The 19,066-nt window shown below is 70.4% G+C and carries 20 protein-coding genes; 8 read left to right on the top strand and 12 right to left on the bottom strand.

Annotation, left to right across the window (positions count from 1 at the left end):
• The first annotated feature begins 28 nt into the window (after positions 1-28).
• Positions 29-469, top strand: coding sequence for a CopD family copper resistance protein (locus tag F0P95_RS06610; protein ID WP_198422027.1), 441 nt, complete (start codon positions 29-31; stop codon positions 467-469).
• Here the strand turns inward: F0P95_RS06610 and F0P95_RS06605 are convergent.
• The 7 genes from F0P95_RS06605 to F0P95_RS06575 all read right to left on the bottom strand — a co-directional run bounded on the left by F0P95_RS06605 (position 457) and on the right by F0P95_RS06575 (position 6,249).
• On the bottom strand, positions 457-852 hold the full coding sequence (locus F0P95_RS06605) for a DUF1203 domain-containing protein (protein WP_232528879.1): 396 nt from the start codon (positions 850-852) through the stop codon (positions 457-459). The two genes, F0P95_RS06610 and F0P95_RS06605, sit on opposite strands and share 13 nt — an antisense overlap.
• A 192-nt stretch (positions 853-1,044) precedes the next feature.
• Positions 1,045-1,935 carry a tyrosine recombinase XerC gene (gene xerC, locus F0P95_RS06600; RefSeq protein WP_182336159.1) on the bottom strand — a complete coding sequence of 297 codons (891 nt, stop codon included), beginning with the start codon at positions 1,933-1,935 and terminating at the stop codon, positions 1,045-1,047.
• Between the two features lie 13 nt (positions 1,936-1,948).
• Entirely contained in the window at positions 1,949-2,626 is a 678-nt protein-coding gene (locus tag F0P95_RS06595; protein WP_182336157.1) for a DUF484 family protein, read from the bottom strand.
• Positions 2,623-3,459: a diaminopimelate epimerase gene (gene dapF / locus F0P95_RS06590; protein WP_425515916.1), complete on the bottom strand. Its 837-nt coding sequence runs from the start codon at positions 3,457-3,459 to the stop codon at positions 2,623-2,625. The genes F0P95_RS06595 and dapF overlap by 4 nt, the downstream gene beginning before the upstream one ends.
• A 7-nt stretch (positions 3,460-3,466) precedes the next feature.
• Entirely contained in the window at positions 3,467-3,667 is a 201-nt protein-coding gene (gene lptM / locus F0P95_RS06585; RefSeq protein ID WP_182336153.1) for an LPS translocon maturation chaperone LptM, read from the bottom strand.
• A gap of 54 nt (positions 3,668-3,721) precedes the next feature.
• Positions 3,722-4,132 carry a YbaN family protein gene (locus tag F0P95_RS06580; RefSeq protein WP_413975699.1) on the bottom strand — a complete coding sequence of 137 codons (411 nt, stop codon included), beginning with the start codon at positions 4,130-4,132 and terminating at the stop codon, positions 3,722-3,724.
• 8 nt (positions 4,133-4,140) lie between these two features.
• On the bottom strand, positions 4,141-6,249 hold the full coding sequence (locus F0P95_RS06575; RefSeq protein WP_182336151.1) for a S9 family peptidase: 2,109 nt from the start codon (positions 6,247-6,249) through the stop codon (positions 4,141-4,143).
• Between the two features lie 108 nt (positions 6,250-6,357).
• On the opposite strand from F0P95_RS06575, the gene F0P95_RS06570 reads away from it, so the two are divergent.
• Complete coding sequence (locus F0P95_RS06570) at positions 6,358-7,551, top strand: pyridoxal phosphate-dependent aminotransferase (protein ID WP_425515915.1); 1,194 nt, start codon at positions 6,358-6,360, stop codon at positions 7,549-7,551.
• 94 nt (positions 7,552-7,645) lie between these two features.
• On the opposite strand, the gene F0P95_RS06565 is transcribed toward F0P95_RS06570, so the two are convergent.
• Together F0P95_RS06565 and F0P95_RS06560 are read right to left on the bottom strand one after the other, a co-directional pair.
• Positions 7,646-9,745 carry a prolyl oligopeptidase family serine peptidase gene (locus tag F0P95_RS06565; RefSeq protein WP_182336148.1) on the bottom strand — a complete coding sequence of 700 codons (2,100 nt, stop codon included), beginning with the start codon at positions 9,743-9,745 and terminating at the stop codon, positions 7,646-7,648.
• Positions 9,746-9,813: 68 nt separating this feature from the next.
• On the bottom strand, positions 9,814-10,122 hold the full coding sequence (locus tag F0P95_RS06560) for a hypothetical protein (protein WP_182336147.1): 309 nt from the start codon (positions 10,120-10,122) through the stop codon (positions 9,814-9,816).
• Between the two features lie 131 nt (positions 10,123-10,253).
• Between F0P95_RS06560 and F0P95_RS06555 the strand changes: the two genes are divergently transcribed.
• The 5 genes from F0P95_RS06555 (at position 10,254) to F0P95_RS06535 (ending at position 14,796) form a co-directional block, all read left to right on the top strand.
• Positions 10,254-10,853, top strand: a complete 600-nt coding sequence (locus F0P95_RS06555) for a lipocalin family protein (RefSeq protein WP_054662824.1) — start codon at positions 10,254-10,256, stop codon at positions 10,851-10,853.
• A 171-nt stretch (positions 10,854-11,024) separates the two neighbouring features.
• Positions 11,025-11,441, top strand: coding sequence for a putative zinc-binding protein (locus tag F0P95_RS06550; RefSeq protein WP_182336146.1), 417 nt, complete (start codon positions 11,025-11,027; stop codon positions 11,439-11,441).
• Positions 11,434-12,285, top strand: coding sequence for a ubiquinone anaerobic biosynthesis accessory factor UbiT (ubiT, locus tag F0P95_RS06545; protein WP_182336145.1), 852 nt, complete (start codon positions 11,434-11,436; stop codon positions 12,283-12,285). The genes F0P95_RS06550 and ubiT overlap by 8 nt, the downstream gene beginning before the upstream one ends.
• Positions 12,286-12,352: 67 nt before the next feature.
• Entirely contained in the window at positions 12,353-13,381 is a 1,029-nt protein-coding gene (gene nadA, locus F0P95_RS06540) for a quinolinate synthase NadA (RefSeq protein WP_182336143.1), read from the top strand.
• Positions 13,378-14,796, top strand: a complete 1,419-nt coding sequence (locus F0P95_RS06535) for an L-aspartate oxidase (protein WP_182336142.1) — start codon at positions 13,378-13,380, stop codon at positions 14,794-14,796. Before nadA ends, F0P95_RS06535 begins: the two co-directional genes overlap by 4 nt.
• A 216-nt stretch (positions 14,797-15,012) precedes the next feature.
• Here the strand turns inward: F0P95_RS06535 and F0P95_RS06530 are convergent, their stop codons facing one another.
• A complete protein-coding gene (locus tag F0P95_RS06530; protein ID WP_182336141.1) occupies positions 15,013-15,885 on the bottom strand; it encodes a U32 family peptidase in 873 nt (290 codons plus the stop codon).
• Positions 15,886-15,895: 10 nt separating this feature from the next.
• A complete protein-coding gene (gene ubiU / locus F0P95_RS06525) occupies positions 15,896-16,894 on the bottom strand; it encodes a ubiquinone anaerobic biosynthesis protein UbiU (RefSeq protein ID WP_182336140.1) in 999 nt (332 codons plus the stop codon).
• A gap of 172 nt (positions 16,895-17,066) precedes the next feature.
• Here ubiU and F0P95_RS06520 point away from each other — a divergent pair, with 172 nt between their 5' ends.
• Positions 17,067-17,552: a DnrO protein gene (locus tag F0P95_RS06520; protein ID WP_182336139.1), complete on the top strand. Its 486-nt coding sequence runs from the start codon at positions 17,067-17,069 to the stop codon at positions 17,550-17,552.
• On the opposite strand, the gene F0P95_RS06515 is transcribed toward F0P95_RS06520, so the two are convergent.
• Positions 17,553-19,019 carry a UbiD family decarboxylase gene (locus F0P95_RS06515; protein ID WP_182336138.1) on the bottom strand — a complete coding sequence of 489 codons (1,467 nt, stop codon included), beginning with the start codon at positions 19,017-19,019 and terminating at the stop codon, positions 17,553-17,555.
• Positions 19,020-19,066: the final 47 nt, after the last annotated feature.

The raw sequence follows: 19,066 nt of genomic DNA, 5'->3' as shown, positions 1-19,066 counted from the left end.
GGCGTGGCCCGGCCACCCGAGGAACACCGTGATCCCCTACCCGCTGCTGCTCATCGCCCACCTGTTCGCCGCATTGATGTTCGTCGGCGCGGTGTTCTTCGAGGTGCTGATCCTCGGCAGCGCCCTGTCGCAGGTGTCGGCGGCGACCCGGCAGCGCATCGAGGCGGGCATCGCCCGCCGCGCGCGCCGGGTGATGCCCTGGGTACTGGCGGTGCTGTACGCCAGCGGCCTGGGCATGGCCTGGCATTACCGCGTGGCGCTGGCGCAGCCGCTGGTCAGCAGTTTCGCGCTGATGCTCACGCTGAAGATCGCGCTGGCGCTGAGCGTGCTCGGCCATTTCGCCGTGGCGATGGCCACGCGCGGCCACGGCGAGCGCATCACCCGCCGTTTCCGGCGCATCCACCTCAGCGTGTTCTGCCACATGCTCGGCATCGTGCTGCTGGCCAAGGCGATGTTCTATCTCACCTGAGTGCGCGCGCGCCCGGCATGGCACAGGTAGCAGCCATGGCGGGCGCTGTGCAGGTGCGCATACGCGATGCCCGGGTCGTCCAGCTGGCCGCCCAGCCACGCCCCCACCTGCACGCCCTCCATCACCTCGGCGGCCACCAGGCAGTCGGCGTGGTCGTAGGCGCGCACCGACACCAGCCGTTGCGCGACATACGGCGGCACCGCGTTGGCCGCCAACCGCGCCGGCATCGCGCCGCGGCGGATGAACACCGGCCCGCAGGCGCGGTACGGCGAAGCCGCGGGCTGGTGCCAGTACGGCACCAGCAGCAGTTCCTCGCCGACCGCGGCGTCGCGCAGGCTGACGCGACAGGGAAAGCCGCGCGCGCTGTCGGCGATGCGGCGCACGGCGTGGTGCGCCGCCAGCCCGGCGTCATCGAGATCGAACAGGGCTGCAGCGATGCGGGATCGATGCCGGAAAGCACGAAGGCGGCCATGGCGGTCAACGGGAAGCGGGACAGGCACGCAGGATGCCGCCGCGATGACGCGCCGGCCGGCCATATCCAGACCCGGCATTGCGTCCGTGCGCGGCCCCGCCGCTCAGTCCGATGTGGAGCTGCGCCGCTTGGCGCGCGGATGCGCCGCGTCGTAGACCTTGGCCAGGTGCTGGAAATCCAGGTGGGTGTAGATCTGGGTGGTGGCGATGTCGGCATGGCCAAGCAGTTCCTGCACGCCCCGCAGGTCGCCGGACGACTCCAGGATGTGGCTGGCGAAGCTGTGCCGCAGCATGTGCGGATGCACGTGCTTGAACAGCCCCTGGCGCTGCGCCAGCTGCTTGATCCGGATCTGCACCGCGCGCTGGCTGATCGCACCGCCACCGCGGCCGGGGAACACCGGGCCGTCGTTGGCGCCGCCACTGTCCTTGCGCCACGCCAGCAGTGCCGCCATCGCGTGCGAGCCCACCGGCACGGTGCGCTCGCGGTTGCCCTTGCCGTGCACCAGCACCATCGCGCTGGCCAGGTCGATATCGCGCCAGCGCAGCGCGCACAGCTCGCTCAGGCGCAGGCCCGAGGAATAGAACAGCTCCAGCAGCGCGCGGTCGCGCAGGCCCAGCGGCGCGTCGGTCGGCAGCTCGACCAGGCGCACCGCCTCGTCGGCATCGAGCACCTGTGGCAGCTTGCGCGGCGCCTTGGGCGCGCGCAGCCCGGCCGCCGGGCTGCTGCCGATCGTCCCGCGCTTGAGCAGCCAGGCGTAGAAGCTGCGGATCGCCGACAGGCGCCGCTGCAGGCTGCGCGGCGACAGGCCGCGGCGGTGCCCGGCGGCGATGAATGCGCGCAGTTGGTCGGTTGTCAGCGCCAGCGGTTCGCCGGCCCCCTGCGCATCGCACCACTGCGCCAGCGCCGCCAGATCGCGGCGATACGCATCGAGCGTGTGCGCGGACATGCGCCGCTCGACCTGCAGGTAGGACAGGAAAGCTTCGACGGCGCCCATCGCCGCGGCCACCTCAGCCGACGCGGAAGCGCTGCAGCGCCACCACCAGCGATTCGCCCATCATGCGCAGGAACAGCGTGCCCATGCCGGGATAGAAACGGTTGGAGTCGTGGCTGCCGACGGCGATCAGGCCGACGCCCGGCAGCGGCAGCAGCGCGGTGGACATCACCTCGCCGACCCGCTCGCCATACAGCACGTCGTTCTTCTCCGGCTGCAGGCGGCCGCAGATCGGCTCGCCATCCTGCAGGCAGTCGTGGAACGGTGCCAGCCGCGCATCACCGGCGGCGATGACCTGCAGCCACGGCGCCTGCTCCAGTTCCGCCACCGGCTGCAGGCTGACGATGCGCACCAGGTCGCCGGCGAAGTCTTCTTCCAGCGACGCGGCCATCGCGCGCAGGGTGTCGGCGGCGGTTCCCTGGCGCATCAACGCCAGGGTCAACTGGTGGGTGCGGACCGCCAGGCGCTCGTTGACCTGCGCGTTGGTGCCCAGCTCGGCCAGCCGCCGCGACAGCTCGCGGTTCTTGTCGCGCAGCACTTCCAGCTGGTAGCTGGCCAGCGACGCGGTCGGGCCGTCGTCGCGCGGTACCACCAGCGTCAATGCCAGGTCGGGGAACTGCTTGAGGAAGGTCGGATGGCGCCGCAGCCAGGCCGCGACTTCGTGGGCGCCGATTTTCTCCAGGGTCTCGTTCATCCCATCCACTCTCCATCGAATACGAAGGCCGCCGGGCCGGACATCACGATCTGCGCATCGTCGGCCGGCCACTGGATGCGCAGGTCGCCACCGGGCAGCGAGATCACCGCATCGCGCGCCAACCGGCCGCGCTGCATCAGCACCGCCGCCGCCGCGCAGGCGCCACTGCCACAGGCCAGGGTCTCGCCGACGCCGCGCTCGAACACCCGCAGGCGCACGTGGCCGGGGCCCAGCACCTGGGCGAAACCGACGTTCACCGACTCCGGGAACGATGCATGCTGCTGCAGCAGCGGACCGATCCGCTCCACCGGGGCGGCATCGATCAGGCCCACTTCCAGCACCGCGTGCGGGTTGCCCATCGACACCGCGCCGAAGCGCACGTTCTCGCCCTGCAGCGGCATCACGTATTCCTCGCGCGCGCGCGGGAAGCCAATCAGCGGAATCCGCGCCGGCTCGAACTCGGGCCGGCCCATCGCCACCGCGTAATGCCCGGCGTCCAGCCGCCGCACGACATGCGTGCGCAGCGGGCTGTCGATCAGGAATTCATCCCCCTGCGCCGCGCCGTCGCGTACCAGCCAGGCGCCCACGCAGCGCGCGCCGTTGCCGCACTGCTGGGAGGTGGAGCCGTCGGCGTTCCAGATCCGGTACGCGGCAACCGAGCCGGCGGTGCGCGGCGGCTCGATGGTCAGGATCTGGTCGCAGCCGACGCCACGGTGGCGGTCGGCCAGGCGCCCGGCAAGGTCGGCGTCGGGCGGCGGCGCGCCATCGCGCAGGTCCAGCACCACGAAATCGTTGCCGGCGCCATGCATCTTGGTGAAACGCAGGCGCGGCATGGCCGGCCTATTCATGGTCGTGGCCGTCGGCCTTCGCTTCCTGTGCGGGGCCGTCGGCCTGGGGGTGCGCGGCGGGTTTCACTTCCTGCTCTTCCACCGGCACCGGCTTCTGCGGCATCACCAGCAGCCCCTTGTTGCCGCAGGCGGTGAGGACCAGCAGCGCACAGGCGGCTGCAACGAGCATCGGAAGGCGGGACGTCTTGTTCATGGCCCGAGTATATCCACTCGTGCGTCAATGCAGCCGCGCCAGCGCGCGCGCCGCTCACCCCGGCGGCGGCAGCGGGCGCAGCCACAGCCAGGTGCAGACGCAGGCCATGCTGCCGATCGAAAACCACTTCACCCAGGCCAGCGGGACGCACCACAGCATCACCAGCGCGCACACCAGCATGGTGAGGGTGGCCATCCACTTGCCCCTGCGGCTGACCGCGCCATGCGCCTGCCAATCGGCGATGGCCTTGCCGAAGCGCGGATGCGACAGCAGCCAGCGGTGCAGCCGGTCGGAGCCGTGCGAGGCGGCCCAGGCCGCGATCAGCACGAACACCGTGGTCGGCAACCCCGGCACGAAGATGCCGACGATGCCCACCCCGAGGCTGGCATAGGCCAGCAGCCACCAGGCCCAGCGCAGGCGCGCCGGGCGTCGTCCGGGCGGTATGGGCGGCTCCGGCACGGGCACCGCTGCCGTCAGTGCGCCACGTCCAGCTGCGACAGCACGAACGCGTAGGACTTGGCCAGTTCGTGGTAGCGCTGGAAGCGGCCGGACTTGCCGCCATGGCCGGCTTCCATGTTGGTGCGGAAGACGATGGGATGGGTGCCGGTGTTGACGTCGCGCAGGCGCGCCACCCACTTGGCCGGCTCCCAGTACTGCACCTGCGAATCCCACAGGCCGGTGCCCACGAACAGCGCCGGGTAGGCCTGCGCCCGCACGTTGTCGTAGGGCGAGTAGCCGAGCATGTAGTCGTAGTACGGCTTCTGCTCGGGGTTGCCCCACTCGTCGTACTCGTTGGTGGTCAGCGGGATGCTGGCGTCGAGCATGGTGGTGACCACGTCCACGAACGGCACCTGCGCCACCATTACCCGGTAGTCGCCCGGCGCCTGGTTGGCGACCGCGCCCATCAGCAGGCCGCCGGCGCTGCCACCGGACGCGGCCACCCGGTCCTTCGCCGCGTAGCCCTGCGCCACCAGCGCACGGGTGACGTCGACGAAATCGTTGAAGGTGTTCTGCTTGTGCAGCAGCTTGCCGTCCTCGTACCAGTGGCGGCCCATTTCCTCGCCGCCGCGGATATGGGCGATGGCATAGACCACGCCGCGGTCCAGCAGGCTGACCACGCTCTGGTTGAAATACGGATCCATCGACATGCCGTAGCTGCCGTAGGCGTACTGGTACAGCGCGGCGGTGCCGTCCTTGCTGAAGCCCTTCCTGTAGACAAGCGACACCGGCACCCGGGCACCGTCGCGCGCGGTCACCCAGACGCGCTCGGTCTGGTACAGCGACGGGTCGTAGCCGATCACCGGCTGCTGCTTGAGCTGGCGCCGCTCGCCGGTCTTCACGTTCAGTTCGTAGGTGGTGGCCGGCGTGGTCAGCGAGGTGTAGCTGTAGCGCAGCCAGTCGGTGTCCGGCTCGGCGTTGACCGACAGGCCCATCGAATACGCCGGCTCGTCGGCCTTGACCAGCTCGCTGCGGCCATCGGCGAACAACAGGCGCACGCGTTCCAGCGCCTCGGCGCGCTCGGCGATGGCGGTATAGCCGTCGAACAGCTCGAAGCCTTCCACCAGCACCTGCGGATCGTGCTTCACCCAGTCCTGCCACTGCGCGCGCGAGGTGGCACCGTCCGCCGCGGTGACCAGCTTGAAGTTCTTCGCGCCGTCGGCATTGGTACGGATCACCCAGCGGCCGTCGAAATGGTCGGCGTCGTATTCCACGTCGCGCGCCCGCGGCGCCAGCACGGTGAAGGCCGCCGGGTCGTTGGCCGGCGCGTAGCGCAGCTCCGAGGACACGGTGCTGTCTACGCCGATGGTGATGTAGCGGTCGTCGCGGGTACGGCCCACGCCCATGTAGAAGCTGTCGTCGCCTTCCTCGTAGACCAGCGCGTCGCTGCTGGCCGGGGTGCCCAGCACGTGCTTCCTGACCCGCACCGTAAGCAGGGTTTCCGGGTCGTTTTCGACGTAGAACAGGGTGCGGTTGTCGTCGGCCCACACCACGTTCGGCGACACCCCCTGGATCACGTCCGGCAGCAGCTGCCCGGTGGTGAGGTCCTTGAAGCGGATCACGTACTGGCGGCGGCCGACGTCATCCTCGGCCCAGGCCAGCAGGCGGTTGTCCTGGCTCACTTCCATGTCGTCGACGGCGAAGTAGCCCTTGCCCTCGGCCATGGCGTTCAGGTCCAGCAGCACCTCTTCCGGCGCCTGCATGTCGCCCTTGCGGCGGGCATGGACCGGGTAGTCCTTGCCGGTCTCGTAACGGGTGTAATGCCAGTAGCCGCGCTCGCGGTAGGGCACGCTGGCGTCGTCTTGCTTGATGCGGCCGACGATCTCGGCGTAGAGCGTGTCCTGCAGTGGCCTGAGCGGCGCCATCAGCGCATCGGTGTAGGCGTTCTCGGCGTTGAGATAGGCCAGCATCGCCGGATCCTTGCGCTCGTCGTCGCGCAGCCAGTAGTACACGTCCTCGCGGACCGCGCCGAACGGCGCCTTGACCTGGTGGGGACGCTTTTCGGCATCGGGGGGGATGGGCGGGGAGGCGGCGGCGGTATTCATCATCAGGCTTGCGACCAACAGGCAAAGGACAGGTTTCACGGCGCGGGCTCCATGGACGGGCACGCTGCCGCCCGGGCAATGGCCGACAGTGTGCCATGGACCTCGCGACCGGCACCGCCCGCCGCCCGGCGGCCTATGATGGCGACGATGAACACCGCCGCCCCCGCCCCGTCCGGCTACAGCCGGCGCAGCCACGAGATCGCCCCGTTCCACGTCATGTCCCTGCTGGCCCGCGCCAATGCGCTGGAGCAGGCCGGCTTCGACGTGATCCACCTGGAGATCGGCGAACCCGATTTCACCACCGCCGGGCCGATCATCCGCGCCGGCCAGGCCGCGCTCGCCGCCGGCCATACCCGCTACACCGCCGCGCGCGGCCTGCCGGCGCTGCGCGAGGCCATCGCCGGCTTCTACCGCGGCCGCTACGGCCTGGAGATCGATCCGGAACGGATCCTGGTGACCCCGGGCGGCTCGGGCGCGCTGCTGCTGGCCTCCAGCCTGCTGGTCGACCCGGGCCGGCACTGGCTGCTGGCCGACCCGGGCTATCCGTGCAACCGCCATTTCCTGCGTCTGGTCGAGGGCGCCGCGCAGTTGGTACCGGTCGGCCCGGACAGCGGCTACCAGCTGACCCCGGCGCTGGTCGAGCGGCACTGGAACGATGACAGCGTCGGCGCGCTGGTCGCCTCGCCAGCCAATCCCACCGGCACCACGCTCGATGCCGCGCAACTGGCGGCGCTGTCGGCCACGCTGAAGGCGCGCGGCGGGCACCTGGTGGTGGACGAGATCTACCACGGCCTGACCTACGGCTTCGACGCCCCCGGCGTGCTGCAGGTGGACGACGAAGCGTTCGTGCTGAACAGCTTCTCCAAGTATTTCGGCATGACCGGCTGGCGCCTGGGCTGGCTGGTCGCGCCGCCGGCGGCGGTACCCGAGCTCGAGAAGCTGGCGCAGAACCTGTACATCAGTGCGCCGTCGATGGCCCAGCACGCGGCGCTGGCCTGCTTCGAGCCGGAAACCATCACCATCTTCGAGCAGCGCCGCGAACAGTTCCGCCAGCGCCGCGACTACCTGCTGCCGGCGCTGCGCAGCCTCGGCTTCCGCATCGACGTGGAGCCGCAGGGCGCGTTTTACCTTTACTGCGACGTCAGTGGGTTCACCGACGACGCACAGGCGTTCTGCGCGCACTTCCTGGAGACCGAGCACGTGGCGTTCACCCCGGGGCTGGACTTCGGCCACCACCGCGCCCACCAGCACGTGCGCATCGCCTATACCCAGGACGTGGCGCGGCTGCAGGAAGCGGTGATGCGGATCCGGCGTGGGCTGGAAAGCTGGTGCGGGGCGTAGCCGCGCCGGCAGTGGATGCACCGGAAACGACGACGCCACCGTTGCGGTGGCGTCGTCGTTTCATCCAGGCACGAAGCGGTTCATCCGCAGCGGATCATTTCCCGCCCAGCTGCTCCCACAGGAAGCTGTAGGCCAGCGCCGACATGTGCGCGGCCTGCGCATTGTTGGCTGCGCCGCCGTGGCCACCTTCGATGTTCTCGTAGTAGGTCACGTTCTTGCCGGCGTCGATCATCCTGGCCGCCATCTTGCGGGCATGGCCCGGGTGCACGCGGTCGTCGCGGGTGGAGGTGGTGAACAGCACCGGCGGGTAGTCCTTCGCCGGGTCGAACAGGTGGTACGGCGAGAAGGTCTTGATGAACTCCCAGTCCGCGGTGTCCGGGTTGCCGTACTCGGCCATCCACGAGGCGCCGGCCAGCAGGTGGCTGTAACGCTTCATGTCCAGCAGCGGCACCTGCACCACCACCGCACCGAACAGCTCCGGATACTGGGTGAGCATGTTGCCGGTGAGCAGGCCGCCATTGCTGCCGCCCTGCACGCCCAGGTGCCTGGCGCTGGTGATCCTGCGGCTGACCAGGTCCTGCGCCACCGCCGCCATGTCCTCATAGGCCTTGTGGCGGTTCTGCTTCAGCGCCGCCTGGTGCCAACGCGGGCCATATTCACCGCCGCCGCGGATGTTGGCCACGACATACACGCCGCCCTTGTCCAGCCATGCGCGGCCCATGCCACCGGAATAGGACGGGGTCAGCGAGATCTCGAAACCACCGTAGCCGTACAGCAGGGTCGGGTTGGAGCCGTCCAGCTTCATGTCCTTGCCGTGCACCACGAAGTACGGCACGCGGGTGCCATCCTTGCTGGTGGCGAAGTGCTGTTCGATCACCTTGCCGCTGGCGTCGAAGAACGCCGGCATGGTCTTGAGCACTTCCGGCTGCTGGCCGATCTGCGCCAGCGACAGCGTGGTCGGGGTCAGGTAGTCGGTGACGGTCATCCACACCGCGTCGCTTTCGTCCGGATCGACGGCGCCGACACCGATGGTGCCGAAGGCCGGGGCGCCGACGAAATCGCTGCGGGTCCAGCCGTCCTTGCCGTGGGTCAGTACCTTCAGGCGGTTCTTGACGTCATCGAGCACGTTGAGCACGACATGGTTGCGGGTCCATGCCGCGCCGGCCAGCGAGGTGGTGTCGGTCGGCGCGAACAGCACGTCGAACTCGCGCTTGCCGGCCATGAAGTCGTCGAACTTCGTCGCCAGCAGCGAACCGGCGGCGTAGGTCTTGCCGCCCACGGTCCATGGCTCGCGCAGTTCCAGCGTCAGCCACTCGCGGCGCACGCCCTTCTCGGCCGAATTGGGCGCGTCGATCTTGGTCAGCGCGCCGTCGGCGCCGATCAGGAACAGCTCGTTGTTGTAGAAGGCGATGGTGCGGCTGACGAAGTCGCGCTCGAAGCCCGGGGTGTCGTCATGCATCGCCGCGATGTACATGTCCTGCGGCGTGCCCTCGTACACCGGGGTGGCCGCCGACATCGGCGTGCCGCGCTTCCAGCGCTTGACCACGCGCGGATAACCGGAGGTGGTCATCGTGCCGTCGCCGAAATCGGTGTAGACGAACACGTTGTCCTGGTCGATCCAGCCCAACCCGCCCTTGGCCTCCGGACGGAAGAAGCCGTCCTTGATCCATTCCTTCCTGGCGATGTCGAACTCGCGGGTGACGTCGGCGTCGGCACCGCCGCGCGACAGCGCGATCAGGCAGCGCGTGTACTGCGGGCGCAGGCAGTTGGCGCCATGCCACACCCAGTTCTCGCCCTCGGCCTTGTTCAGCGCGTCCAGGTCCAGCACGGTTTCCCACAGCGGCTCGGCTTTGCGGTACTCCACCAGCGTGGTGCGGCGCCAGACGCCGCGCTCGTGCTGCTTGTCCTTCCAGAAGTTGTAGTAGTAGTCGCCGATCTTCTCGACGCCGGGGATCTTGGCGTCCGAATCCAGCACCGCGCGGATGCCGGCCTCCATCTCCTTGAACTGCGGGCTCTGCGCCAGCCGTGCCTCGGCCTTGGCGTTCTGTTCCTTTACCCATGCCAGCGGCTTGTCGCCGGTGACGTCCTCCAGCCAGGCGTACGTGTCCTGGCCTTCATCGGCGGCCATGACGGCTCCGGACAGGCTGGCGGAAATCAGGCCCGCGGCGAGGCAGGCGGAAGTGAGTCGGGACATGATGGCTCCATGCGGTCATAAGCCGCGCACGCTAGCACAGCCGCCCTGCGGGGTTCCCCTGTCGAAGGTCAGGCCGCCCGCACCGCGCCGACACGACGCGCCCGGCGCAGGCGCCGCGCCTGCGGCCGCTGCCGGCCGCCCGCATGCTGCCGCCGGTTGCGCCAGGCCGCGGGCAGGCGGAACCGGTAGAGCGCCCACCACGCGCTCAACGGCATGCCCAGCAGCCACAATGGCAGCCAGCCGATCCAGGCATTGCTGCCGCGCATGGCCGGCCACACCAGTACCAGGGCCAGCCCCGCAAGCGCGGCCTGCCTGACGCAGCGCAGCACGCGCGGATCGGGATGTTCGACGGTAGTGCGGCGGGACGACTCGGTCATGACACGCTCCGGTAACGGGTTCGGGCGCATGCTGCCGGCCATCCATCTCAGAGCTTGCGACCGGGCATTGACGCATCCATCGCCGCCCATCGAACATGCTTGCGTTACCCACCATGGCGCTCCACTCCGCAATGCGACCCATTCCCGCGTTCCTGTCCGCTTTGTTGCTGAGCCTGACCCTGCCGCTGGCGCCGGCCCTCGCGCAGGACGCCACCGCGGCCGCCCCCCAGGCCGAGGGCATCGCCGAAGGCCCGATCGACCTGCAGCGCTTCATGGGGCGCTGGTACGTGATCGGACGGGTGCCGAATTTCGTCGAGCGCGGCCATGTCGCCAGCGTCAACACCTACACCCTGCGCGGCGGCGACCGGGTGTCGATCCGCTACCAGTTCCGCGACGGCTTCAATGCGCCTGAAGAAGAGCTCGACCTGCGCGCGCGCGTGGACGAGGACAGCGGCAACCGCCGCTGGCGCACCTGGTTCTACAAGGTGGTGCCCACCCACACCCGCGTGCTGGAAGTGGCGCCGGACTATTCCTGGGCGCTGATCGGCTACCCGGGCCGCGAAATGGCGTGGATCTTCGCGCGCGAGCCGGACATGGACGCCGCGCTGTACCGGCAGCTGGCTTTGCGCCTGCGCGACCGCTACGAGGTCAACACCGACAAGCTCAAGCGCGTGCCGCAGCACCCGGCGCAGGTCGGCAAGCTCGGCTTCGAGGTTCCCAACCGCGACTGAGCGGCGCCGCCGAAGCCGGCGGGTTTGACCTGCGTCAATGGCCGCGCGCCTGCCGCGGCCTAGCATGGGTGTCCTTCGACCGGGACAACGCCATGACCGATGCTCCTGCCCGTCCTTCCGCTCCCCGGCCTGCACGGCGACGATGAACGCGCGGCAGGAACCCGCGGCAGCATGCCGGCATTCCCACGGCACGCGGGCGACGGCGTGAGCCGCTCGCGGCCGCTGGTGTATTCATGCTCGGGCTGCTCCAGCGCGGCGCAGATGGCCAACCACCTGGCACTGCGGCTGGACCGTGCCGGCCAGGCGGAGATGTCCTGCATCGCCGGGGTCGGGGGCGGCGTTGCCGGGCTGGTGCGCACCGCGCGCAGCCGGCGCCCCATCCTCGCCCTGGACGGCTGCGTGCTGCATTGCGTTTCCGCCTGCCTGGCGAATGCGGGCGTGGTCGCCGACACCCACCTCGTCCTGTCCGATTACGGGGTGAAGAAGCACAAGCACGCCGATTTCGATGCCACCGAGGCCGAAACGGTCTACGCCACGCAGGTGCTGCCGGCCGTGCAGGCGCTCAACCAGGAAAAAACGCATGGCTGAACAGGCACGCGGGCTGGCGCCGGTGCGGCTGGCCATAGACGGCGTGGACGACGGGCTGGTGCTGCTGCTGGCCACGCGCACGCGGCTGGCGCGGCTGGCCGGGCGCATCAAGACCCATGCCGGGGTCCATGGCCGCGATGGCGCGCGCGAACAGCGCGTACGCCGCCGGGCCGAGCGCCTGGCCTCGGTGCTGGGGGTGCCGCCGGAGACCGCCAGCGGCGTACTGGCGCTGGCCATCGGCGACGCCTGCCGCACGCAAGGGCTTGAACCTGATCTGGATCAAGGAGCAATCGCGGGCAATGCCCCGATCATCGCCCCCATGATGCACACCCATGACGCTTACCCGCCGACACCGGCGCACACCCTGCTGCGGCTGCTGCCGCCGCCCCGCCGCATCGCCCCGCTGCTGCGGGCGGTACCGCCTGTGGCGCACAGGCGCCTGCTGGAGCGGGCGATGGCCAAAGTGCTGGCCGCGCCGCTGCGCGACGGCACGCTCGACTTCATGGCCGGCCGCCGGCTGGGCATCGAGGTCAGCGACCTCGGCCTGCGCTGGGTGGTGGAGCTGCAGGGCCAGCGCCTGGCAGCGGTCGACGACGCCGCCGAAGCCACCGTGCGCGGCAGCGCCACCGACCTGCTGTTGCTGGCCGGGCGGCTGGAAGACGCCGACACCCTGTTCTTCCAGCGGCGACTGCTACTCACCGGCGACGTCGAGCTGGGCCTGACCGCACGCAACCTGCTGGACCGGCTGCCGTGGGAAAGCGTGCCGCTGGGGTTGCGCATCGCGCTCAACCGCGGCGCACGCCTGGCCCGCGCGGCACGCAGCGCGCACCAGGCGCGGGCCTGAGCAGCGGCGCGCTTACGATGCCCGCGCCGGCACCGCGCGGGAGCCCTCCCTCCCATCCCGGTACCGCATGAACGCCTCCACCACGCCCGCCTGGCACCCCGAGCTCGAAGTGCGTTACGCACCGCTGGTCGACACCCTGGAACGGCTGATCCCGTGCCTGGAGGTACCGCTGCACCTGCCGTGGATCGACGCCATCGGCGAACTCAAGCGCCAGCGCGGCGCGGTGATCATGGCGCACAGCTACCAGTCGCCCGAGATCTTCCACGGCGTGGCCGACGTCACCGGCGATTCGCTGGCGCTGGCGCAGGCGGCGGCCGACTGCGACGGCGAGCTGATCGTGCTGTGCGGCGTCCACTTCATGGCCGAAAGCGCCAAGATCCTGGCCCCGGGCAAGACCGTGCTGATCCCCGACCCGGACGCCGGCTGCTCGCTGGCCGCCTCGATCACCGCCGACGACGTGCGCGCCCTGCGCGCGCGGCATCCCGGCATACCGGTGGTGAGCTACGTCAACACCAGCGCGGCGGTGAAGGCCGAATCCGACGCCTGCTGCACCTCGGCCAACGCGGCGCAGGTAGTCGAGGCCATTGCCGCCGAGTTCGGCACCGGCAAGGTGATCTTCCTGCCCGACCGCTACCTCGGCGCCTGGGTCGCACAGCAGACCGGTGTCGAACTGGTGCTGTGGAACGGCCAGTGCGAGGTGCACGAGAAGTTCACCGCGATCGAAGCCCGGCATACCCGCGAGCGCTTCGACGCGAAGATCGTGGCGCACCCGGAGTGCCCGCCGGACGTGCTGGCCGAAGCCGATTTCGTCGGCTCGACCAGCGCGATGGGACGCTGGCTGGCGCAGGAAAAGCCGGCGCGGGTGGCGATGATCACCGAGTGCTCGATGGCCGACAACCTGCGCAACCAGTTCCCGCAGGTGGAGTTCATCAAGCCCTGCAACCTGTGCCCGCACATGAAGCGGATCACCCTGCCCAACATCCATGCCTGCCTGCGCGAGCTGCGCCACGAGGTCACGGTGCCGGACGACATCGCCCGGCGCGCGCGCACGGCACTGCACCGCATGTTGGCGGTGGGCCGTCGCGACGCGGTGTGAACGCGCCCATCCTCATCGTCGGCGGGGGCATCGCCGGGCTGGCGACGGCGCTGGCCGCCGCGCCGACGCCGGTACTGCTGCTCACCCGTGCGCGTGAAGGCAGCGATGTGGCCAGCACGCTGGCGCAGGGCGGCATCGCCGCGCCGGTCGGCGATGGCGACACCGCGCAGGCCCATGCGCACGACACTTGCGTGGCCGGCAGCCAGCACAACGACCTTGCCGCGGTCGAGCGGCTGACCGGCGACGCGGTGGCCGCGGTCGAGTGGCTGCAGCACCAGGGCGTCGCCTTCGACCGCGACCCCGGGGGTGCGCTGCAGCTCGGCCGCGAGGGTGGCCATGACCGCGCGCGCATCGTCCATGCCGGCGGCGATGCCACCGGCGCGAAGGTCATGCAGGCCCTGGTCACGGCCGCGCGCCGCGCGCCGCACATCCACCGCTGCGCGGGCCTGGATGTCACCGGCCTGCTGCTGCGCGATGGCCACGCCTGTGGCGTCCACGCGCTCGATGCCTATGGCCATGCCGAGCGGATCCACGGGTGCGCGGTTGTGCTCGCCACCGGCGGCATCGGTGGGCTGTTCGCACGGACCAGCAACCCGGCCGATGCCGACGGCAACGGGCTGGCGCTGGCCCTGGCCGCGGGCGCCGCGCTGCGCGACCTGGAGTTCGTGCAGTTCCATCCCACCGCGCTTGCCGTGCCCGGGCTGCACAGCCTGCCACTGGTGACCGAGGCGCTGCGCGGCGCCGGCGCGCGGCTGCTCGACGCCGAAGGCCGGCCATTGATGGACGGCGTGCATCCGCTGGCCGATCTGGCGCCACGCGATGTCGTCGCGCGGCAGGTCTGGCAGGCCTGCCGCGAAGGCGGCGCATGGCTGGATGCGCGCGGCATCGGCACGACGTTCCCCGCGCGCTTCCCCACGGTGTTCGCTGCCTGCATGCAGCACGACATCGACCCACGCCTGCAGCCGATCCCGGTGACACCGGCCGCGCATTTCCACATGGGCGGCATCGCCGTCGATACCGATAGCCGCAGTTCGCTGCCCGGCCTGTACGCAGTGGGCGAAGCAGCCTGCAACGGCGTGCACGGGGCCAACCGCCTGGCCAGCAACTCCCTGCTGGAAGGCGTGGTCTTCGGCCGCAGGCTGGGGACGCTGCTGGGCGCACTGCCAGGCACCGGCGCAAGGCACGGCGGATGCACGCTGGTGCGGCGCGGTCCATCGCTCGATGCCATACGCATTGCCGGCCTGCGCGAAACCATGATGCAGGCCATGGGGCCGGTGCGCAGCGGCAAAACCCTGCAGGCCGCCCTGCGCCAGTACCAGGCAGCGGACGGGTGGCAGGGCGGACTGGCGCGCACGCTGCTGGCGGCGGCGCTGCGCCGCACGCAGAGCCTGGGCGCGCACTTCCTGGCCGACTGAACCCGTCGCCGGCATGCCGGCTGCCCATGGCTGGCGGCAGCGGGACCGAACCACGCATGCAGTGGCGGCCGGGTTGGCTGACGCGACCATCGCGCCCCCGCATTCCAGATCCGCGCGCGCGCTCATGGCCGGAGCACTGCCCACTCAGGCCGGTAGGCGCGGCCTGTGGGCCGCATTTCCGCACCGCGGTGCGGCAACGCGACCGCGGGTGCCCGCTCAGGCCTGCATGCGCATGCCCGGCTCGCCGTGCCAGTAGCCGTTGCGCTGGCCCAGCCGCGGCGGCACCGTTGCACCGGTGCGTGCCTCGTCGAAATGCCGCACCACCGCTTCCATGCCTTCGGCCTGCGGATACAGGCGCAGGATGTCCACGCCCAGCGTGCGCAGCTCCGGCAGCTCCGGCCCAAGGTCGGTGGTTTCCTCGCCCTGCACCGAGATGCCGTTGATGCGCAGGAACGGGCGGCCCTCGCGGGTGGCCAGCGGCATGCCGTCGGGATGTTCGATGCAGCGGAAGCCGCACTGGTCCTTGGGCACGTCCAGCGCGCGCGCGGTGAAGCAGCGCGCCGAGTACGACAGTGGCAACCGGCCCCAGGCGGTCACTTCCAGTTCCGGCATCGCGCCGCCGGCGGCGACGAAGGCCTGCTTCAGCTCGCCGATCAACGTGCGCCCCTGCTCGACGCCGGGCACCCAGCGGCGCATGCCGTCCTCGGCCAGCATCGCCAGCGCGCGATGGTTGTAGACGTTGAGCGAAGGCCCGGCCACGAACGGGCGGCCCTTCTCCCGGCACAGCTGCACCGCGGACAGGTCGTTGGCCTCTATCCAGAAGCCGCCGTGCGACACCTGGCGGTCGAGCACGCCCAGTTCCGACTCGGCCTCGATCAGCGCCAGCGTCGACAGCACGATCTGCTTGCCGGAAGCGGCCAGCTCCTCGGCGAGCGCCAGCCAGTCGGCGGTGCGCAGTTCGCGGCGCTTGCTGCACACGGTCTCGCCCAGGTAGACCACGTCCAGCGGCCAGTGGATCGCCTCGCGGTAGAACGCCAGCGTGCGCTCGCGCGGCCAGAAGTACTGCAGCGGGCCAAGGCTGAGTTTCATCGTCGCTCCTTCAATGCCAGGCGCGGTGGTACGGGCCGAGCGTGGTCTGGTGGCCCTCGGCATGGCGCGCCAGTTCGGCCTGCCACTCGGGCCGTGCCTGCCAGTGCGCGGGATCGGCGGCGAGCTGGTCGATGGCCCTGCGCCAGGTGCGCGTGACCGAACCGACGTAGGCCACGCCACGCTGGCGCCCTTCGATCTTCAGCGCGGCCACGCCGATCTGCTTGAGCCGCGGAAGCAGTTCCATGGTGTTGAGGCTGGTCGGCTCTTCCAGTGCATGGAAGACCTCGTCGCCGACCTCGAAGCGGCCCTTGCACACGGTCGGGTAGCCGGCCGGTTCATCCGGCTTGAACGCGTCGATCAGCACGTCGTTGAGGCGCACGCTGCGGCTGCCGTCGGTGTGCTCGTCCCAGCGCACGAACTTGGCCGGGGAACACACGCCATGACGGTTCGGCGAGGCACCGGTAACGTAGCTGGACAGCTGGCAGCGACCTTCGACCATGATGCACAGGCTGCCGAAGGCGAACACCTCCAGCGCCACCGGCGACCTTTCGCACAGGCGTTCGACCTGCTGGATGGACAACACCCGCGGCAATACCGCGCGGCTGATGCCGAAGCGCTCGTACGCATAGTGCAGCGCCGGCGCGGTGGTGGCCGAGCCCTGCACCGACAGATGGCGCGGCAGCCGCGGATGCGTGCGCATGGCGTAATCGAGCACCGCCATCTCCGCGGCGATGATGGCGTCGGCACCCAGCGCGGCGGCCTTGTCCACGGCCGCGTACCAGTCGCCCAGGCGCGCGCTGTCGGGATAGGTGTTCAACGCCAGGTAGACGGATGCGCCGTGCGCATGCGCATAGCGGATGCCGGCACGCAGTTCGTCGTCCGAGAAGTTCAGGCCGGGGAATGCACGTGCGTTGGTCTGGTCGCGGAAGCCCGCGTACACCGCGTTGGCCCCGGCATCCACCGCCGCCTGCAGGGCCGGCAGGTTGCCGGCGGGACATACCAGTTGCATGCGGAGGCTCCGGCCCGGGGGAGCCGGCATGATCCTGCGGGCAGCCACATGCGTCCTTGACGTGGGTCAAGCGCTGCACGCGACCGCCGTTGACGTGGATCATGGGCGCCGGCGCGGCTGCATGTGATGCTGCGGCACGGATGGGCATCGGCCCATCGTTCCGGAGAACATGATGCGACGCACGATCCTGCTTTGCGCCCCGCTGCTCATCCTCGCGGGCGCGCTTTCCTCCGCGACCGCCGCCGCGCAGTCGGCCCATGAGGGGCATGCCGCGCATGCGCATGCCCCGGCCACCGCGACGGCGCCGGTACCCGCGCAGCGCTGGGCCAGCGACGCGCCGCTGCGCGAGGGCATGCGTTCCATCCGTGTGGCGGTGCAGGCGCTGGAGCACTACGAGCACGGCCACATGGGCATCGCCCAGGCGAGCAGCACGGTGGCGCTGATCGATACCGCGGTCAACGACATCTTCGCCAACTGCAGGCTCGAGCCCGAGGCCGACGTGGCGCTGCATGGCCTGCTGGCACGGTTCCTGGCCGGTGCCGAGGCGGTGCGTACGTCGCAACAGGTGCCGGTGGCGGAGATCGCCGCCATGCGCGCGGCGCTGGCACGCTACCCGCAGCTGTTCGACGACCCGGCATGGGATGCCGCCACCGACTGATCAGTGCGCGATCACCGCGCGCCACAGCGCGTCGACACGACGCTCCACCTCCGGGTCGGGCTGGATCGGCTGGCTCCAGGTGCGGGAGGTTTCCGCCGGCCATTTGTGGGTGGCATCCAGTCCCAGCTTGGACCCCAGGTTCGGGGTCGGGCTGGAGAAGTCCAGGTAATCGATGGGCGTGTTCTCCACCAGCATGCTGTCGCGCGCCGGGTCCACCCGCGTCGAGATCGCCCAGACCACCTGCGACCAGTCGCGCACGTCGATGTCGTCGTCGGTGACGATCACGAACTTGGTGTAGGTGAACTGGCGCAGGTAGGACCAGATGCCCATCATGATCCGCCGCGCGTGGCCCGCGTACTGCTTGCGGATGCTCACCACCGCGATCCGGTACGAGCATGCTGCCGGTGGCAGGTAGAAATCCACGATCTCGGGGAACACCTTGCGCAGGATCGGCACGAACACGTCGTTCAGCGCCATCGACAGCACCGAAGGCTCGTCGTACGGTGCGCGCCCCATGTAGCTGCCGTGGTAGATCGCACCGGTGCGCATGCGCATGCGTTCGACGGTGAACACCGGGAAGGTGTCCTGCGCGTTGTAATAGCCGGTGTGGTCGCCGAACGGGCCTTCCAGCGCGGTGTCGCCCGGGTGGATGAAGCCCTCCAGCAGGATCTCCGCGCCGGCCGGTGCGTCCAGCCCGGTCAGGGCGCTGCGCCACAGCCGGGTGCGCGATGCCCGCAGCAGCCCCGCGAACTCGTATTCGGACAGCGTATCGGGCACCGGCGCCACCGCGGCCAGCAGGGTCGCCGGGTCGGCGCCGATCGCCACCAGCACCGGGAACGGCCTGCCCGGGTGCGCGGCCTGCCAGTCGGCGAAGTCCAGCGCGCCACCGCGGTGCGGCAGCCAGCGCATGATCACCCGGTTGCGGCCGATCACCTGCTGGCGGTAGATGGCCACGTTCTGCCGCGGCTGGCGGGTGCCGCGGGTGACCACCAGGCCGAAGGTGATCAGCTTGCCCGCGTCCTGCGGCCAGCAGCGCTGCACCGGCAGCACGCCCAGATCGACGTCCTCGCCGCTGCGCACGTCCGCGTCGAACGCGGCCTCGTCCACCCGGCGCGGCGCCACGTGCGCCAGCTGCGCCAGTTCCGGCCAGTGCGCCAGCGCCTGGCGCAGGTTGCCGGGCCAGCGCGGCTCCTTGACCGCGGCCAGCAGTTCGCCGAGTTCGCGCAGCGAGGCCAGCGGGCGCCCGGCCAGGGCCAGCTCGATCCGGCGGCTGTGCCCGAACAGGTTGCCCAGCAGCGGATGCGCCGAACCGGTGGCCGGCATGAGCAGCGCCGGCCCCTGCGCCCGCAGCGCACGCAGGCACAGTGCGGTGCTTTCCAGTTCCGGATCCACCGGCACGCCGAGTTCGCGCAGCTGGCCGCAGGCGCCCAGGTGCTGCAGGAAACCGCGCAGATCGTGGAAGGCCATGCGGCGGCTCCGGGCCATCGGGGACACAGATTCTGGCGACGCGGCCG

Origin of the sequence: Stenotrophomonas acidaminiphila (genome assembly GCF_014109845.1) — a bacterium.
GTDB lineage: Bacteria > Pseudomonadota > Gammaproteobacteria > Xanthomonadales > Xanthomonadaceae > Stenotrophomonas > Stenotrophomonas acidaminiphila.
Note: the sequence above shows the minus strand (reverse complement) of the source record. Positions and strands in the feature narration are given on the sequence as shown.

What these genes read in the sequence shown, in the direction of transcription:
- F0P95_RS06560 (WP_182336147.1), bottom strand. Translation starts at nt 10,122, where the DNA reads ATGACCGAGTCGTCCCGCCGCACTACCGTCGAACATCCCGATCCGCGC.
- F0P95_RS06550 (WP_182336146.1), top strand. Translation starts at nt 11,025, where the DNA reads ATGCCGGCATTCCCACGGCACGCGGGCGACGGCGTGAGCCGCTCGCGG.
- F0P95_RS06530 (WP_182336141.1), bottom strand. Translation starts at nt 15,885, where the DNA reads ATGAAACTCAGCCTTGGCCCGCTGCAGTACTTCTGGCCGCGCGAGCGC.
- nadA (WP_182336143.1), top strand. Translation starts at nt 12,353, where the DNA reads ATGAACGCCTCCACCACGCCCGCCTGGCACCCCGAGCTCGAAGTGCGT.
- F0P95_RS06515 (WP_182336138.1), bottom strand. Translation starts at nt 19,019, where the DNA reads ATGGCCTTCCACGATCTGCGCGGTTTCCTGCAGCACCTGGGCGCCTGC.
- F0P95_RS06570 (WP_425515915.1), top strand. Translation starts at nt 6,358, where the DNA reads ATGAACACCGCCGCCCCCGCCCCGTCCGGCTACAGCCGGCGCAGCCAC.
- ubiT (WP_182336145.1), top strand. Translation starts at nt 11,434, where the DNA reads ATGGCTGAACAGGCACGCGGGCTGGCGCCGGTGCGGCTGGCCATAGAC.
- F0P95_RS06555 (WP_054662824.1), top strand. Translation starts at nt 10,254, where the DNA reads ATGCGACCCATTCCCGCGTTCCTGTCCGCTTTGTTGCTGAGCCTGACC.
- F0P95_RS06520 (WP_182336139.1), top strand. Translation starts at nt 17,067, where the DNA reads ATGCGACGCACGATCCTGCTTTGCGCCCCGCTGCTCATCCTCGCGGGC.
- F0P95_RS06595 (WP_182336157.1), bottom strand. Translation starts at nt 2,626, where the DNA reads ATGAACGAGACCCTGGAGAAAATCGGCGCCCACGAAGTCGCGGCCTGG.
- lptM (WP_182336153.1), bottom strand. Translation starts at nt 3,667, where the DNA reads ATGAACAAGACGTCCCGCCTTCCGATGCTCGTTGCAGCCGCCTGTGCG.
- ubiU (WP_182336140.1), bottom strand. Translation starts at nt 16,894, where the DNA reads ATGCAACTGGTATGTCCCGCCGGCAACCTGCCGGCCCTGCAGGCGGCG.
- F0P95_RS06565 (WP_182336148.1), bottom strand. Translation starts at nt 9,745, where the DNA reads ATGTCCCGACTCACTTCCGCCTGCCTCGCCGCGGGCCTGATTTCCGCC.
- xerC (WP_182336159.1), bottom strand. Translation starts at nt 1,935, where the DNA reads ATGGGCGCCGTCGAAGCTTTCCTGTCCTACCTGCAGGTCGAGCGGCGC.
- dapF (WP_425515916.1), bottom strand. Translation starts at nt 3,459, where the DNA reads ATGCCGCGCCTGCGTTTCACCAAGATGCATGGCGCCGGCAACGATTTC.